Source organism: Herbaspirillum lusitanum, from assembly GCF_026127345.1.
Classification (GTDB): domain Bacteria; phylum Pseudomonadota; class Gammaproteobacteria; order Burkholderiales; family Burkholderiaceae_D; genus Herbaspirillum; species Herbaspirillum lusitanum.
Window position 1 is genome coordinate 131,956 of the sequence record NZ_QXFG01000007.1, and the last position, 15,594, is coordinate 147,549.

A 15,594-nucleotide genomic window follows, 5' to 3' on the forward strand; every position below is an offset into this window, starting at 1 on the left:
AGATACAATCCGGCGCCAAGATTAAGAATTTTTCATCGGACCTCCTTATGCCAATTGAAGCGATCGAACCGCAACGACTGTACCGCCAGATCAGCGACCAGCTGCGCAAGCTGATTGTCGACGGCGAATTCCCGGTCGGTTCGCGCTTGCCGTCGGAGCGTGATTTGTCGGTGCAGCTCGGCGTAAGCCGGCCGTCGCTGCGCGAAGCCCTGATCGCGCTGGAAGTCGAAGGCTACATCGAAGTCCACATGGGCTCCGGCATCTATGTCTGCCCGCCGTCGCCGGCGCCGGAAGGCGAGATCGACCTGTCCACGCAGGAGGGACCGCTGGAGCTGATCCGTGCGCGCGCCATGCTGGAAGGCGAAGTCGCCTATGCCGCCGCCAAGAATGGCAAGAAGGCGCAGATCGACGCGATCGAAGAAGCGTTTCAGCAAATGATCGAAAACACCAGCGCCGGCGCCAATCCGCTCGAAGCGGATCGCCTGTTCCACATTCGCGTGGCCGAAGCGACCGGCAACAGTGTGCTGGTCGGGCTGGTGACGCAATTGTTCGATGCCCGTCTGGGACCGCTGTTCGATCGCCTGCACAGCCACTTCGATACCATCGAGGTATGGAACGACGCGATCGAAGAACATTCGCGCGTGATGAAAGCCCTGCGCGCCCGCGATCCGGAAATGGCGCGGCAGGCGATGCGGCGTCACATGGATATCGCGTTCAAGCGCTACAGCGCCAGTCTGGTAGGGCAGGCCGCACAGATCAAGAAGAAAAAAGCCGGACCGGTGAAAGAAATCGGCATCGTCAAACCGGACGCGAAGAAGGCTGCGCTCAAGAGCACTCCGGTCAAACGCATAACCAAACCGGCTGCCGTAAAGAAAACGCCGGCGCCGAAAGCCGCAGTCAAACGCGCACCGGCCCCGGCCAAACGTCGCAGCGCACGCGCCTGAGGCAAGCTATCCCAGCTTGTCGTGGGACAGCTTGAAGTCATCCAGGCAGCGGACATCATGATGAAGAGTTCCGGCGCGGCGCGCGGGCGTGTGGTCCATGCGCTTCGCCTCCGCTAGTTGAAGTAAGCCCTGGCCATTTCAAAGCGCGGTGCGAAATACGGATTGTCCATCCGCGAGATATGCACCTTGCCGTTACCCGATGGCGCATGCACGAAACGCCCGTCGCCGATGTAGATGCCGACATGCGAGAACGGCCGGTTGAGGGTGTTGAAGAACACCAGATCGCCGGGACGCAGATTGGATTTGTCGATCTGGCGTCCCTGGCGCGCCATGTCGGCCGCGCTGCCGGACAGCTTGAGGCCGGCGGCGCGGTTGAATATGTACGACACCATGCCGCTGCAATCGAAGCCGGCGTCCGGATTCTTGCCGCCGAAGCGATAACCGGTGCCGATCATGTCCAGCGCATAAATCGCTATCTCGCTGCCATGTTCGGTGGCGGCTTCGGAACGGATGTCGGTCGGCGTCGGTGTAGACGTCGGTTTCGAGGCTTCCGGCGCACGCATCGGCGCACTGCCGCAGGCCGTCAGGAGGACGGCGATGCAGCAGGCGGCGAGCGCATGCAATGGATTTGATAACTGAAGGCTACGCATTGCTGCCGCCCCCGGATCAATGACCCAGTTTCACCAGCACGCCTTCCAGCATGGTCAGCATCTGGTCGATTTCATCCTTGGTCACGTTCAGCGACGGCATGAAGCGGATCAGGTTCGGACGCGGCGAGTTGAGCAGCAGGCCGACCGGATTCAGGTCGCGCGCGGCTTCGACGATTTGCGGACCGATGTCCTTGCCCAGCTTCAGCGCGCGCAGCAAGCCTTCGCCGCGTTCGCCTTCGAAACCGTGCTTGTCCGACAGCTTGATCAGTTCTGCGCTGAGGTAAGCGCCGGTAGCCTTGACCGCAGGCAGGAAATCGGGCTTGAGCAATTCCTTGATCACGGCGGCGCCGACCGCAGTCATCAGCGGATTGCCGTTGTAGGTGCCGCCTTGTTCGCCGGCTTCGAAACAGGCGATTTCTTCGCGCGCCAGCAGGGCTGCCAGCGGCACGCCGCCGCCGATGCCTTTGCCCAGCGTCATGATGTCCGGTTCGATGCCCGACAGTTGATAGCCGAACAGTTCACCGGTGCGGCCGACGCCGGTCTGCACTTCATCGACGATGAGCAGCAGGTTGGCGTTCTTGGTCAGGCGGCGCAGGCCTTGCATGAATTCGCGCGTGGCCGGAATCACGCCGCCTTCGCCCTGCACCGGTTCCAGCATGACGGCCACGGTCTTCTTGCTGATCAGGCGCTCGACGCTGGCCAGGTCGTTCAGTTCGGCCTTCGGGAAGCCCGGTACTTGCGGCGCGAACATGGTGTCCCAGCCCGGCTTGCCGCTGGCCGACATGGTCGCGATGGTGCGGCCGTGGAAGCTGTGGTTGAAGGTGATGATTTCGAAGCGGTCTTCGCCGGCGCTGTTCTTGTTGAGCTTGCCCCATTTGCGGGCCAGCTTGAATGCGCCTTCATTGGCTTCGGCGCCGCTGTTGGTGAAGAACACGCGATCGAAAACGGAGTTCTCGGTCAGCAGGTTGGCCAACTCGATCGACGGCGCATTGTAGAAAGCCGGCGACGGGTTGATCAGTTTCTTGCCCTGTGCGACCAGCGCATCGGAGATGCATTGCGGCGCGTGACCCAGCGCGTTGACGGCCCAGCCTTGCAGATAGTCGAGGTAGCGCTTGCCGGTGTGATCGGTCATCCACATGCCGCTGCCTTCGGTGAAAACGATTTCAGGGCGGTTAGTGACATACATCAGCTTGTTGATGGCGAACTCGTTGAATTCCATGGAGTGACTCCTGCTAAGGATGTGTGAAAAATGTGAAAGGCGGCGGTAACCGAACTGTAATTAAATCAAGCAACGCGGCCACGAAAAAAACGATAAAAAAAAGCCACAGGGATTGCCTGTGGCTTCGTGACCAGGATTAACTCACGCGCACGGCAAACCTCGTTGAGGTTGGCTACGACGTCGCAAGGAAATGGTGGTGGCGTTCATGCGGTTAATATTAGGACGTTTTGCGCGATGCGTCAAAACTAATTTGGTGCAAATTGCCGCTGATTTTTAGAACGCTCACCACTTTGCAACATGCAGCCGCACGCGAAGGGACGTCCCGACTTGCATCGCTTGCGTTGAGTTACTGCACCGTCGCCAGATCCGCCGCCGACGTGAACGAATCGGCGTAGAACTCCTCTTCCGGCAAGCCGCACTTCGCGATGAAATCGCGCTGCGCCGATTCCACCACGATCGGCGCGCCGCAGGCATACACCTGATAGCCCGACAGATCCGGCTGGTCGTCGACGACGGCCTGGTGGACGAAGCCGGCGCGGCCGCTCCAGTTGTCTTCCGGCTGGGCATTCGAGATCACCGGCACATACTTGAAGTTCGGCAGGCTCTGCGCCCAGGTCTTGCACAGTTCATCCATATACAAGTCCTGCGGACGGCGGCCGCCCCAATACAGCGTGACCGGCCGGGTCGATTTGGCGTGTTCGAGCTGCTCGACGATCGCCTTGATCGGCGCGAAACCGGTGCCGGAGGCCAGCAGCACGATGGGCTTGTCCGAATCTTCGCGCAGGAAGAAGGTGCCCAGCGGGCCTTCGAAGCGCAGGATGTCGCGCTCTTTCAGCGTCGAGAACACCTGGTCGGTGAACAGGCCGCCCGGCATGTGGCGGATGTGCAGCGTCAGGTGCTCGTCCTTGTGCGGCGCATTGGCCATGCTGTAGCTGCGGCGCTTGCCGTCGCGCAGCATGAACTCGACGTACTGGCCGGCCTTGTATTGCAGGCGGTCGTTGGCCGGCAATTGCAGCGACAGGATGATGACGTCGTCGGCGACCTTGTCCAGCTTGGCCACGCGCACCGGCATTTTCTTGACCGGGAAGTCGCCGATGCCGGCCACTTCGCGCGCTTCGATGACCACGTCCGAATTCGGGCGGGCGCAGCAGAACAGGGAAAAGCCCAGGCTCTCGTCCTGTGCCGACAAGGCGCGTTCCTGATGCGGACCGTGGGTCACGCTGCCTTCGACCAGCTTGCCCTTGCAGGAACTGCATGCGCCGTTCTTGCAGCCGTACGGCAGGCCGACGCCGGCGCGAATTGCGGCGGTGAGGATGGTTTCGCCTTCGTCACAGGTAAACTGATGGCCGCTGGGCTGAACGGTAACTTGAAAACTCATACAATCCTGACAATGAACAATGTAAAAAAAATCGGTAAACCGCGTCTGTTGATGCTCGGCTGCGGCGACGTCGGCATGCGCATGCTGCCGCTGGTGCGCGCGCGATTCCGCGTGATCGTCGTCACCAGCAAACCGGAGCGCCGCGCTAAACTGCGCGCCGCCGGCGCTATTCCGCTGGTGGCCGACCTCGACCGGCCTGACACGCTGGCGCGTCTGGCGCGCCTGGCGCAGGTGATCGTGCATCTTGCTCCGCCGCAATCTTCCGGTGAGAAAGACCGCCGCACCCGCAATTTGGCCGCCATTTTACCCGACCGCGCCAATCTGGTTTACATCAGCACCACCGGCGTCTACGGCGATTGCGGCGGCGCCAGTTTCGACGAGACGCGGCCGACGCGGCCGGCCAATCCGCGCGCGCGTCGCCGCGTCGACGCCGAGCAGGTATTGCGGGCTTGGGCGCGGCGCTCCGGCAGCCGCCTGGCGATCCTGCGCGTACCCGGCATTTATGCGCGCGACCGGCTGCCGCTGGAGCGCTTGCAGAAGGGGACGCCGGCGTTGAGCGCCGAGGACGACGTCTACACCAATCACATTCACGCCGACGATCTCGCGGCGATAGCGGTGCGCGCCATCGATCAGGCGCGACCGCTGCGCGTGTATCACGCGGTGGATGATTCGGACATGAAGATGGGCGACTATTTCGACGCCGTGGCGCGCACGTTCAATTTGCCGGCGCCGCCGCGCTTGCCGCGCGCCGAACTGCAACAACAGGTCACGCCGATGATGCTGTCGTTCATGTCGGAGTCGCGCCGGTTGCGCAACGACCGCTTGCGCAATGAACTCGGCGTGCGTCTGCGTTATCCGGACGTGGCGACGCTGCTCAAAACATTGTCATAAAATAAATGTTTCCATAAAAGATTTATGCTTATTTGTTTTTCGCATAAGCATACGTCTTTTAAATTGTTGTCCGGCAAGCACGATGCCAGTAGAGTCGCAACCTACCGTCTGAAAGTCCGTGCAAAGTTGCCTTGAGTGCAACGCATCGGCGACGCGCTTTACTCCTTGTCAGCACTGCCGGCATTGCCGGCACAGAATTCATGAAGCTATCTTTCAAAAACATACAAAAGAGTTTTTCCGGCCTGCACGTCATCGACGATTTCAGCCGCGACATCGAGCAGGGCGAGCTGGTCGCGCTGGTCGGTCCGTCCGGCTGCGGCAAGTCGACGCTGCTGCACATTGCCGCCGGCCTGGAAACACCGAGCTCCGGTTCCATTCTCGCCGACGGCCAGCCGGTCACCGGCCCGCATCCGGAACGCACGCTGATGTTCCAGGAAAACGCGCTGTATCCGTGGCTCACGCTGGAGCAGAACGTCGCGCTGGCGCTCGAATTCCAGAAGGTCGACAAGAAGTCCGCCGCCGCGCAGGCGCGCGCATGGCTGGCCAAGGTCAACCTGTCGGGCTTCGAAGCCTACTATCCGCACCAGGTCTCGGGCGGCATGCGCCAACGCGCGGCGCTGGCGCGCGCCTTCATCTCGCAGCCTAAAGCATTGCTGCTGGACGAGCCGTTCGGCGCGCTCGATGCATTGACGCGCATGACCCTGCAGGATGCATTGCGCACACTGATTCGTTCGGAAGTGCAGGGCAAGGCGCCGACCGTGCTGCTGGTCACGCACGACGTCGATGAAGCGCTGTTCCTGGCCGACCGCATCCTGGTGTTCAGCGCGCGTCCGGCTACCGTGCTCAAGGAATTCAATCTGGTGCATCACGAAAAGACGCATGATCTGTCGGAGTTCTCGGCGATCCGTCGCGAAATTCTCTGCCTGCTCGGCATTCATGCCGAACAGGACGAGTTTGCTAAAACCATAGAAGGGGTTGGGATATGAAATCGACATTGAAACGTTTGCTGCTGGTGGCATCCACGGCATTGGCCGCACTGGTGTTTTCCACGCCGGCCATGGCGCTCGAAAAATTCAAGATCGGCTATCTGCGCGTGATGGACGATGCGCAGGCAATGGCCGCCTATGAAGCCGGCCTATACAAGAAGTACGGCCTTGACGTCGAACTGATCGAATTCAAATCCGGCACCGACCTGATCAAGGCCATCGTCGGCGGCCAGCTCGACAGCGGCGTGTTCGGTTTCACCAATGCCGTGGCCTGGGCGTCCAAGGGCGCCGACCTCAAGGTGGTCAGCGGCGCGCAACTCGGCTACCACGCCATCGTCGCGCGTGAAGATGCGCACATCAACAAGGTTGCCGACCTCAAGGGCAAGACCCTGGCTTCGCAAGCCGAAGGCAGCACCGCCGATGTGGTGTTGAAGGGCGTGGTGTTCCGTGACGCCGGCCTCAAGGCCGACGACGTCAACGTGCTTGGCGTGAGCCCGCAAGTGGCGGTGCAGTCGCTGGTCGGCAAACGCGTCGATGCGGCCTTCCTGTTCGAACCGCAAGCGCGCATCGCGCAACTGATCGCACCGGTCAAGCAAATCTATGAAATCGGCGAAGTCTGGCCTTTCCCTTGCATGGTCGTGATCACGTCCGGCGACACCCTGAAGAACCGCCGCGCCGCCGTGTGGAAGTCGCTCGACGCGCAACGCGATGCCATCGAACTGCTGAAGAAGAAGCCGGCCGAAGCGGCCAAGCTGATCGCCGGCTACTTCATCGCCGAGCCGACGCTGAAGACCCTGAAGCATGGCGAAGTGCTGCGCGAAGACGTGATCCGCGACGCCATCAAGAGCCAGACCTTCAATGCCAAGCTGAACGAAAAAGAACAGAACCGCATGCAGGAAATCGCCGATATCCTGCAAGCCCAGGGTTCGCTGAAGACCAAGGACGGCAAGCCGTTTGAAGTGCGCAGCATCCTCGACCTAGCATGGCAAAAAGACCGCAAACTGTAATAATCGCGGTCATCAAGCTACTGCGCCGGCCAATTTTGCGTCTGCGATGCTCACCGTACATCCGTACGGCTGCGCTTCTCGACGCAAACTTGACCGGCTCGCTACGCTTGCTGATCCGCGATGGTTCTCCCATTAATTTTCAAAATTAAACATAGTTTCGATTCAGGCCGACGACTTCGTCGGCCATTGTATTTCTACTCAGTTTTACTCAGTTCTAATTTATGAGCTCTCAGCGTCGCGTTACCGGTTACCGTAAAAAATTCGCCATGGTGTTGGCGATCGCCTTCATTTTGTTGATGTGGCAGATTGCCGCATGGTCCCTGCCTGACTTCCTGATGCCGGGCGTGCCGACCGTACTGGAGCGGCTGTGGAATGAAGTGCAGACGCCCGCTTTCCGGATCGCGCTGTGGGGCAGCCTGACGCGCCTGGGCGGCGGTTACGGTGCGGCGCTGCTGTTAGGCATCGGCTTCGGCCTGATCGGCGCGGTGCTGTTCTTCTTCCGTGAAGTGCTCAAGTCGGCCATCATCATCCTGCAGTCGATTCCTTCGATTGCGTGGGTGCCGCTGTTCCTGATCCTGATGGGCTTCGGCAATCTGCCGATCATTGTCGTCGTCGCGATCGCAGCGTTTTTCCCCGCCGCCTTATCGGTCATGAACGCCACCGAAAGCGTGCAGCAAGTGCATGTGTCCGCTGCGCGCGTCATGGGCGCCTCGCGCCTCGGCATGTTGCGCCGCGTGTATCTGCCGGCCGTGATGCCTGAGTTGATCACGGGCGCGCAACTGGCGTTCGGCAACGCCTGGCGTGCGCTGATTTCAGCCGAGATGCTGATCGGTTTCGGCAAGGGCCTCGGCCGTACGCTGGCGTACTCGGGCGAGACCGCCGACATGGTCGGCGTGATGACCAACATTCTGACCATCGCCATCCTCGCCGCGCTGATCGATCAGGTCATTCTTGAAAACCTCAAGCATCGTCTGCTGCGCTACCAATACGTCTGATCCCGATGAATACGCCGTCCGTCTTCGTCCTCTTGCTGCGCCTGTCCGCCTTCGTGTTGGCAGTGAGCGCATTCACGGGTGCGCAAGCCGGTGTGCTGGATGACGCCAAGACGCGTGGCGCTGTCCGTATCGGGCAGAATTATGTGCCGCCGGCCTATACCGCAGGCGCCAAATTCCGTACGCCGGAAGGCGTCGACGTCATCCTCGCCGAAGATATAGCCAAACGTCTGAACCTCAGGCTGGACAGCGTGCGCAATACCAATAACGCCGGTACCGGCGATGATGGCAAGGCGGTGCAAGCCTCGAAAGGCGCGCGTCCCGACATCGCCCTGGTGACGGTGGAGGAGGGCGCAGCGCGCAGCGGCGCCGCCGCCGACGGCAGCGTGCTGATCCCGACCGGCTACAGCGTCGGCGCGATGGCCATCATGCGCACCGATACTGACATCAAGAAGTGGGAACAACTCAAGGGCCGCACCGTGTGCCTGTCCGAAGGCGGCTCGTATGTCGGGCAGATGACCGCGCGTTACGGCGCCGTCGAAAAAGTGATGCGCGCGCCGGCCGACTCCTTGCTGGCGGTGCGCATCGGCCAGTGCGACGCCGCCGTGCATGACGACACCATGCTCAAGGAATTGCTCAAGCTGCCCGAGTGGAAAAAATTCTCCGCGCAGTTACCGCCGCAAAGCCGTTCAATGCTGATGGTCAAGGTCCCCGTCGCAGACGGCGCGGCGATCGCCTACTTCAGGCAGACCGTCGCTGAATGGTCGCGCGGCGACTTCTGGACGGCGCAAAAAAAGAAGTGGAGCAACACCGTGGCCTTTGAGGTGTACCTGGATCAGAACGTGCCGGATTGCCATTGACGTGCTGGACCGACCAGTAGCGGCTGTGCCGTATTGATCACTGCGAAGTCGGAGTTTTCCTGATGTTGTGGCAATGGAAAGATATATTTGCGCGGCGAGCAAACGCAGCGCTGCTGACATCGGGAAGGCGCCATAATAATTTCCGGGGAGGAATAGCCGGTCGCCGTCAGGCTTTGAGACGAGACGTCCGGCACCGTCTTCTCGCAGACATCAAATCAGGCGGAGCAAGAACTGGCCAATCGACCGTAATCCGTTGCCAATCGGGCAATTCGGGTTTGTGACGAATTCTGCCAAGTGGCTTGGCGTACGGCTGCGAAGGTGTAAGATGAAGTCCTGTCCGCGCTTTTCCAAGACGCCGGGCAGCTTTGAAATCTGGTTAGAAAGGTGATCAATATGGACGTCGCAATTACTGCCAGTTCGCCTGGCGCCGTGCCAAGTTCTCCCAACTCCGGTCCGTCGGTAGACAACCTGGACGAAGCACGCCGCACGCAGGCCCGCAAGGACGCCGAAGACGCACAGCGCCGGATCGAGGAACAGCGTGCGGAAGAAACCCGTCAGGCGCAAGCGCGCCAGGCCTCGCGCAACTCCAACGGCGAAGTCATCGGCACCACCATCAGCACGACTGCCTGATCGGTTCCAGTTGAAGCAAAGAACCCGCCGCGGCGGGTTTTTGTCGTTAACGCGCAGTGCGTCCGCAGTGGATCGCCGTATGTTGAGTACTACGGCTTGTAGCCGTCCGTCAGCGTCTTCAGAAACGCAATCACATCCTTGATCTCCGCATCGCTGAGCGCCGGCTTGTCGCCCGGCTGGCGGTCGAACGGCGCTTCCACATTCACATTCGGAAAATGCGCGGGCAACAGGTCGTCGAACTTGCGGATGCTGCCGTCGCGATTGCGCGGATACCATTTTTCCGGATTCGTATCGCGCTGGACGTAGAACTCCATGACTTCTTGCAGCGTGTGGAAAACGCCATTGTGGAAGAAGCTGCCGCGCAGCGCCACGTTGCGCAAGGTCGGCGTCTTGAACAGGCCGCAATACTCCGGGTTGTCCTGGAAGTCGGTGCGCTCCGGTCCGCACAGGCCGAAGTCGTGATAGCGCGGATCCTTGTTGGCCGGAATCCTTTTGTTGCGCGGCACGCCCACGGCGATCAGGCCGTAATCGGTGAATTGCGGGAACGCACCGTTGGGCAGGATTTCGCTGATGTGGCAGGACGCGCAATTGCCCTTGGTCGGTTCGTTGAACAATTCGAGCCCGCGCAACTCTTGCGCGTTCAGCGAAGTCTGCTTGCGCAGGTAAGCGTCGTATTTGCTGGTGTAGGGATAGAAATCGGCCGGGCTTTCCTGGAACACTTCCAGCGCCATCAGCGCCGACTCGAAGGCGCGCGCGCCGTCATCGAAAATCGTCTCGCCGAAGGTCGCGCGGAACTGTGCGGCGTAGGGCGCGCGCCTGAGCTTGGCCACCACATCGGCGGGCGAGGCATTGGCCATTTCGTGCGGCGACAACAAGGGGATGCGCGCCTGGTCGTGCGCCGAATCGGCGCGGCCGTCCCAGGTGCGGCCGCCGGTCGGGCCGGCGTCGATGCTGTCGTCGCCGTCGTCATCATGGAAGTGTTCGCTGAACGGCGGCACGTTTTGCAGATAGCGCAGCGAAGGCACCGCGCGCGTGCCGGCGGTTTTCATGTCCTTGCCGCCGAGTTGCACCGACAGATTGTTGGGTGGACCGAACGCATGCTCGGGACTGTGGCAGGTTGCGCACGATTGCTGACCGGAGCCTGACAGCGACGGATCGAAAAACATGGTGCGCCCGAGCGCGGTCATTTCTTCCACGCCGGGACGGCGGCCCGGCTGCGGCGCATAGGCGGCGCCGGTGTAGGCGGGAGCAGCGTAGCCGGAAGCCGCGACGGCGGGAGACTGGCTGTCGAATCGCAGCGCCACGAAGGCAAGCGCTGCCAGCGCGGCAATGATTGGAATGGCTTTCATGGGCGCAGGATAGCAAAACTCTGTGACTTGTCGATGAAGGAGTGCTCGCAGCCCTGCAATGTCATTCTGCAGTTATATTTTTCGGCTAGCATCGTGTCCCTGTCGGTTGTATCCTGCCTCATCATTCCCATGTCAAATTAAAAAGAGATCCATGCGAGCCAACATCAGCCAGTCTTTCAGCCAGCCAATCCGCTTGTCGCTTGCGGCCGTCGCCGCGATCTCCATTGCGGCGGGACTCTCCGCCTGCGGCGGCAACGCCAACATCGCCGGCGATGACGCCGCCGTGCGCAATATCGATACCGTAGTCGTGATCTATGCCGAGAACCGCGGCTTCGATACCTTGTACGGTTTGTTCCCGGGCGCCAACGGTATCCCCGGCGTGAATCCGTCGTCGAAAGGCGTGTACCTGCCGCAAGTGGATGTCGACGGTGCCGTGCTGCCGGTGCTGCCGCCGACCTGGGGCGGCATGACCGCGCCGGGCCAGAGCAAGGTGATCACGCAGGCGCAGTCGGCCGGCCTGCCGAACAAGCCGTTTCAGATCGACGGCAAGGATGGCGTGGCGCTGGAAGCCAGCGTCGTCACGCGCGACCTGGTGCATCGCTTCTACAATAACCAGATGCAGATCAACGGCGGCAGGAACGACAGGTTCGCGACCTATTCCGACGCCGGCGGTCTGTCGATGGGCTACTACGACGGCAGCAACATGGCGATGTGGCAACTGGCGAAAGAGTACACGCTGGCCGACAACTTCTTCATGGGCTCCTTCGGCGGTTCGTTCCAGAATCATCAATACCTGATCTGCGCCTGCACGCCGCAATACCCGAATGCCGACAAGTCGCCGGCCAAGGGCGGCATCTCCAAGGTCGAGTTCGACGCGCAAGGCAATTTCGTGCGCCTCACGCCGGCGCCGAGCACGCCGAAATCGGTGCTCGGCGGCGCACCCAAATACGCCAATGACGGCACGCTGACTCCGGCCGACGACAAGGGCATGTATTACGCCGTCAACACCATGCAGCCGGCTTACCAGCCGAGCAATGTCGCCGCACCCGCAAGCGACGCCGCCAAGCTCTATGCCGATCCGAACAGCGCCTCGACGCTGCCGCCGCAAACGCAGAAAAACATCGGCGATCTGCTGAGCGGCAAGGGCGTCAGTTGGGCCTGGTATGCCGGTGCATGGAATTCCACGCTGAAGGCGGCGCAGGGCGATCGCAAGTTCCCGTCGCCGACCCCGAACTTCCAGTTCCATCACCAGCCGTTCAACTATTTCGCCAACATGGATCCGGTCAAGAACGCCGCTTACCGTGCCGAGCATCTGAAAGACTTCGACGCCAGCTTCCTGCAGGACGCGGCGGCAGGCAAGCTGCCTGCCGTGTCGTTCTACAAGCCGCAGGGCAACCTGAACCAGCACGCCGGTTATGCCGACGTCGCATCGGGCGACGCGCACATTGCCGACGTCGTCAACAAGCTGCGCCAGAGCCCGCAATGGAAGCACATGCTGATCGTCGTGACCTATGACGAGAACGGCGGCTTCTGGGATCATGCCGCGCCGCCGAAGGCCGACAAGTGGGGTCCGGGTACGCGCATCCCGGCGATCATCGTGTCGCCGTATGCGAAAAAGGGCTATGTCGACAACAGCCTGTACGACACCAGTTCGGTACTGCGCTTCATCACGCGGCGCTGGTCGCTGCCGGTGCTTGACGGCATCGCGCTGCGCGACAAGGCGATCCAGGCCAACGGCGGCACGCCGATCGGCGATCTGAGCAACGCACTGGCATCGCAAGCGAACTAAGTCTTTCGCTGGGCTGGAAATGAAAACGGCGTCATCGCGATCAGCGTGACGCCGTTTTTTTTCATCTCCATCGTTCAATGCGCAGCGTTGAGCGACCCCATCAGCCAGGTTTCCGCCAGATCGATCTGGTTGATCAACGCGATGAAGGTCTCGTCGTTGATCTGCTGCTCGGCGCGCAGGTGATGGACTTCACGGCGTTCGGCCCGGATCGCTTCGAGTCGCAGTTCGCGTTCGAAATGCTTGGCGCGATTGGCGGTGCGGTGGGTTTCTTCGGTACCGCTTTCGGCGTCCATGCGCATGCGATAAGTCGCCAGCAGGCTGCCGCTGACTTCGGTGAGGAGCGCCAGGTCTTCCTGATCCATGTCGGCGCCAAGTCGCTCCTGCGCTTCTTCGATGCTGCGCACCGCCGCTTCCGAGACGCGCAGGCGCGCCATGGTTTCTTCCGTACGGCGGCGCTCATTGTCGGCGTCGAGCTTGAGGCCAGTGAGCAACCACGGCAGTAAAAAACTGCCGCCCAGCAGGGAACACACGATCACTCCCGTCGCCAGGAAGATCAGCAGGTCGCGCGCCGGAAAGGCATGGCCATTCGGCATCAGCAGCGGAATCGACATTACGCCGGCCAGCGTGATCGCGCCGCGCACACCGGCCAACGCGGTGATGCTGATCAGGCGCACATCGAAATAGCGTTGTCTGGCGCGCTGGCCGCGCACCGCATTGGAGAAGCGCCGCAGGCGCAGGTTGAACCAGACCCAGACGAAACGCAACGTGATCAGCGCTACCGTGATCGCGACGATGTAGGCGAACAAATGCCACACCGGCACGTTGCCGGCGACCTGGGCGTCGAGATGCGCGAGGCTGACAATGCCCGGCAATTGCAGGCCCAGCAGGATGAAGGACATGCCGTTGAAGACGAAGTCCAGCATCGTCAGCATGCTCTGGCTCTGCATGCGCGTGGCGGCCGATTCGGCGCCGGCGGTGTCGATGTAAGGCATCAGCATGCCGGCGGCGACCGCAGACAGGATGCCGGACAGGCCGAAGTGTTCGGCGAAGATGTAGGCCGAAAACGGAATCAGCAACAGCAACACGACCTGGATTCCGGGTTCGTCGCCGCTCCACTCGATGATCTTGCGGCGGATCAGGCCGAACCCCCAGGCCACGATCAAACCGACCGCGATGCCGCCGATGGCGATCAGCGTGAAGCTGATGCCGGCGTCGAGCAGCGAGAAGGTGCCCGACAGCACCGCGATGATGGCGAACTTGAACGCCACCAGGCCGGACGCGTCGTTCATCAGCGCTTCGCCTTCGAGCACGTGCTGCATGGTGGACGGCAGTCGGCGCTTGCCGATGATGGACGACACCGCGACGGCGTCGGTCGGCGACAGCACCGCCGCCAGCGCAAATGCCGACGGCAGCGCGATGGCCGGAATCATCCAGTGGATGAAGTAGCCGACCCCGACCACGGTGAACAGCACCAGGCCGAGCGCCAGCGCCAGGATAGGTTGCGCCAGCCGGAAGAACTCGCGCTTGGGCATGCGCCAGCCATCGGTAAACAGCAGCGGGGGGATGAACAGCAGCAGGAACAGTTCAGGGTCGAAGCTGATGCGCAGGCCGAACAGCGGCAGCGCCAGCACGGCGCCAAGGCCGATCTGGAACAGCGGCAGCGGGATCTTGAAGGGGACAAGGCGCGCGGCTACGCCGGAAACGGCGACGGCCAACAGCAGGATCAGAACGGTGAAGACAATTTCCATCGGAACGAAAGCAGAAGATTGGGGCAGAGACAGAAGCGGAGCTCCCGACTAAAAAATCAGGACCTGACGAGTCGTAAGTATAGAGCCTGCGCGGGCTCCGGCAGAAAAAGCGGATCAGGCATAAAATCATTGCTCCTCGGCGACACGGAGTACATGCAATGGGTACGACTGATACAACTGATAAAAACGGCAATCAACTGGAATATCGCAAGCTCGGCAATTCCGCCATTGAAGTCGCACCGCTGGCGTTCGGCGGCAACGTGTTCGGCTGGACCGCCGACGAAGCGACCTCGTTCTCCCTGCTCGACAAATTCGTCGACGCCGGCCTCAACCTGGTCGATACCGCCGACGTTTATTCACGTTGGGCCAGCGGCAACAAGGGCGGTGAATCCGAAACCATCATCGGCAAATGGATCAGGCAAGGCGGCCGGCGCGACAAGCTGGTCATCGCCACCAAGGTCGGCATGGACATGGGCGACGGCAAGGTCGGCTTGTCGCCGGCCTACATCAGACGCGCGGTGGAGGACTCGCTGACGCGCCTGCAAACCGACTACATCGATCTCTACCAGTCGCACACCGACGACAAGAACACGCCGCAGGAAGAAACCCTGCACACCTACGGCGAACTGGTCCAGCAAGGCAAGGTGCGTCTGATCGGCGCATCCAATTTCGGCGCCGGCCGGTTGGAAGAAGCACGCAAGCTCAGTCGTGAACATGGCTACCCGCTGTACCAGACGCTGCAACCGGAATACAACCTGTATTCGCGCGCCGACTTTGAAAACAATCTTGAGCAGTACTGCCTCAAGGAGAAAATCGGCGTCATCAATTATTACTCGCTGGCCAGCGGTTTCCTCAGCGGTAAATATCGCTCCGAAAAAGACCTCGGCAAGAGCACCCGCGGCGGCAAGACGCAAAGCTACCTGAATCCGCGCGGCCTGCGCATCCTTGATGCGCTGGACGCCGTTGCTGAACGCTACGACAGTACGCCCGCTGCGGTGGCATTGGCATGGCTGATTGCACGTCCGAGCATCACCGCGCCGATCGCCAGCGCCACCACGCTGGAGCAGATGGATGCGCTGATCGCGGCAACGCGCCTGTCGCTGGACGCGGCCGCCATCGCCCAGCTGGACCAGGCCAGCGCTCCTTGAGCT

At 61.4% G+C, this 15,594-nt stretch carries 14 protein-coding genes; 9 read left to right on the forward strand and 5 right to left on the reverse strand.

The window, feature by feature from the left end:
• The first annotated feature begins 47 nt into the window (after positions 1-47).
• Positions 48-944 carry a FadR/GntR family transcriptional regulator gene (locus DXT88_RS08010; protein WP_265212509.1) on the forward strand — a complete coding sequence of 299 codons (897 nt, stop codon included), beginning with the start codon at positions 48-50 and terminating at the stop codon, positions 942-944.
• A 113-nt stretch (positions 945-1,057) separates the two neighbouring features.
• On the opposite strand, the gene DXT88_RS08015 is transcribed toward DXT88_RS08010, so the two are convergent.
• The 3 genes from DXT88_RS08015 to DXT88_RS08025 all read right to left on the reverse strand — a co-directional run bounded on the left by DXT88_RS08015 (position 1,058) and on the right by DXT88_RS08025 (position 4,191).
• Positions 1,058-1,594: a C40 family peptidase gene (locus tag DXT88_RS08015; protein ID WP_265212510.1), complete on the reverse strand. Its 537-nt coding sequence runs from the start codon at positions 1,592-1,594 to the stop codon at positions 1,058-1,060.
• A gap of 16 nt (positions 1,595-1,610) precedes the next feature.
• Positions 1,611-2,813, reverse strand: a complete 1,203-nt coding sequence (locus DXT88_RS08020) for an acetylornithine transaminase (RefSeq protein WP_016835542.1) — start codon at positions 2,811-2,813, stop codon at positions 1,611-1,613.
• A gap of 346 nt (positions 2,814-3,159) precedes the next feature.
• Positions 3,160-4,191 (reverse strand): CDP-6-deoxy-delta-3,4-glucoseen reductase, encoded by a 1,032-nt coding sequence (locus tag DXT88_RS08025; RefSeq protein ID WP_265212511.1) that lies wholly within the window; start codon positions 4,189-4,191, stop codon positions 3,160-3,162.
• A 12-nt stretch (positions 4,192-4,203) separates the two neighbouring features.
• Between DXT88_RS08025 and DXT88_RS08030 the strand changes: the two genes are divergently transcribed.
• The 6 genes from DXT88_RS08030 (at position 4,204) to DXT88_RS08055 (ending at position 9,557) form a co-directional block, all read left to right on the forward strand.
• Positions 4,204-5,082 (forward strand): NAD-dependent epimerase/dehydratase family protein, encoded by an 879-nt coding sequence (locus DXT88_RS08030; RefSeq protein ID WP_265212513.1) that lies wholly within the window; start codon positions 4,204-4,206, stop codon positions 5,080-5,082.
• Positions 5,083-5,282: 200 nt separating this feature from the next.
• On the forward strand, positions 5,283-6,068 hold the full coding sequence (locus DXT88_RS08035; RefSeq protein ID WP_265212515.1) for an ABC transporter ATP-binding protein: 786 nt from the start codon (positions 5,283-5,285) through the stop codon (positions 6,066-6,068).
• The gene (locus DXT88_RS08040) at positions 6,065-7,075 is read left to right on the forward strand and encodes an ABC transporter substrate-binding protein (protein ID WP_407649283.1); all 1,011 of its coding nucleotides are present in this window, start codon (positions 6,065-6,067) and stop codon (positions 7,073-7,075) included. Before DXT88_RS08035 ends, DXT88_RS08040 begins: the two co-directional genes overlap by 4 nt.
• Positions 7,076-7,296: 221 nt before the next feature.
• Positions 7,297-8,070, forward strand: coding sequence for an ABC transporter permease (locus DXT88_RS08045; protein WP_265212517.1), 774 nt, complete (start codon positions 7,297-7,299; stop codon positions 8,068-8,070).
• A 5-nt stretch (positions 8,071-8,075) separates the two neighbouring features.
• Positions 8,076-8,927, forward strand: a complete 852-nt coding sequence (locus DXT88_RS08050) for a type 2 periplasmic-binding domain-containing protein (RefSeq protein ID WP_265212519.1) — start codon at positions 8,076-8,078, stop codon at positions 8,925-8,927.
• Between the two features lie 393 nt (positions 8,928-9,320).
• A complete protein-coding gene (locus tag DXT88_RS08055) occupies positions 9,321-9,557 on the forward strand; it encodes a hypothetical protein (protein ID WP_265212522.1) in 237 nt (78 codons plus the stop codon).
• A gap of 89 nt (positions 9,558-9,646) precedes the next feature.
• Here the strand turns inward: DXT88_RS08055 and DXT88_RS08060 are convergent, their stop codons facing one another.
• A complete protein-coding gene (locus tag DXT88_RS08060; protein WP_265212524.1) occupies positions 9,647-10,906 on the reverse strand; it encodes a cytochrome-c peroxidase in 1,260 nt (419 codons plus the stop codon).
• Between the two features lie 151 nt (positions 10,907-11,057).
• Between DXT88_RS08060 and acpA the strand changes: the two genes are divergently transcribed.
• Positions 11,058-12,695 (forward strand): acid phosphatase, encoded by a 1,638-nt coding sequence (gene acpA / locus DXT88_RS08065; RefSeq protein ID WP_265212526.1) that lies wholly within the window; start codon positions 11,058-11,060, stop codon positions 12,693-12,695.
• 74 nt (positions 12,696-12,769) lie between these two features.
• On the opposite strand, the gene DXT88_RS08070 is transcribed toward acpA, so the two are convergent.
• Positions 12,770-14,443, reverse strand: coding sequence for a Na+/H+ antiporter (locus tag DXT88_RS08070; RefSeq protein ID WP_265212528.1), 1,674 nt, complete (start codon positions 14,441-14,443; stop codon positions 12,770-12,772).
• 158 nt (positions 14,444-14,601) lie between these two features.
• On the opposite strand from DXT88_RS08070, the gene DXT88_RS08075 reads away from it, so the two are divergent.
• Positions 14,602-15,591 carry an aldo/keto reductase gene (locus DXT88_RS08075; protein ID WP_265212529.1) on the forward strand — a complete coding sequence of 330 codons (990 nt, stop codon included), beginning with the start codon at positions 14,602-14,604 and terminating at the stop codon, positions 15,589-15,591.
• Positions 15,592-15,594: the final 3 nt, after the last annotated feature.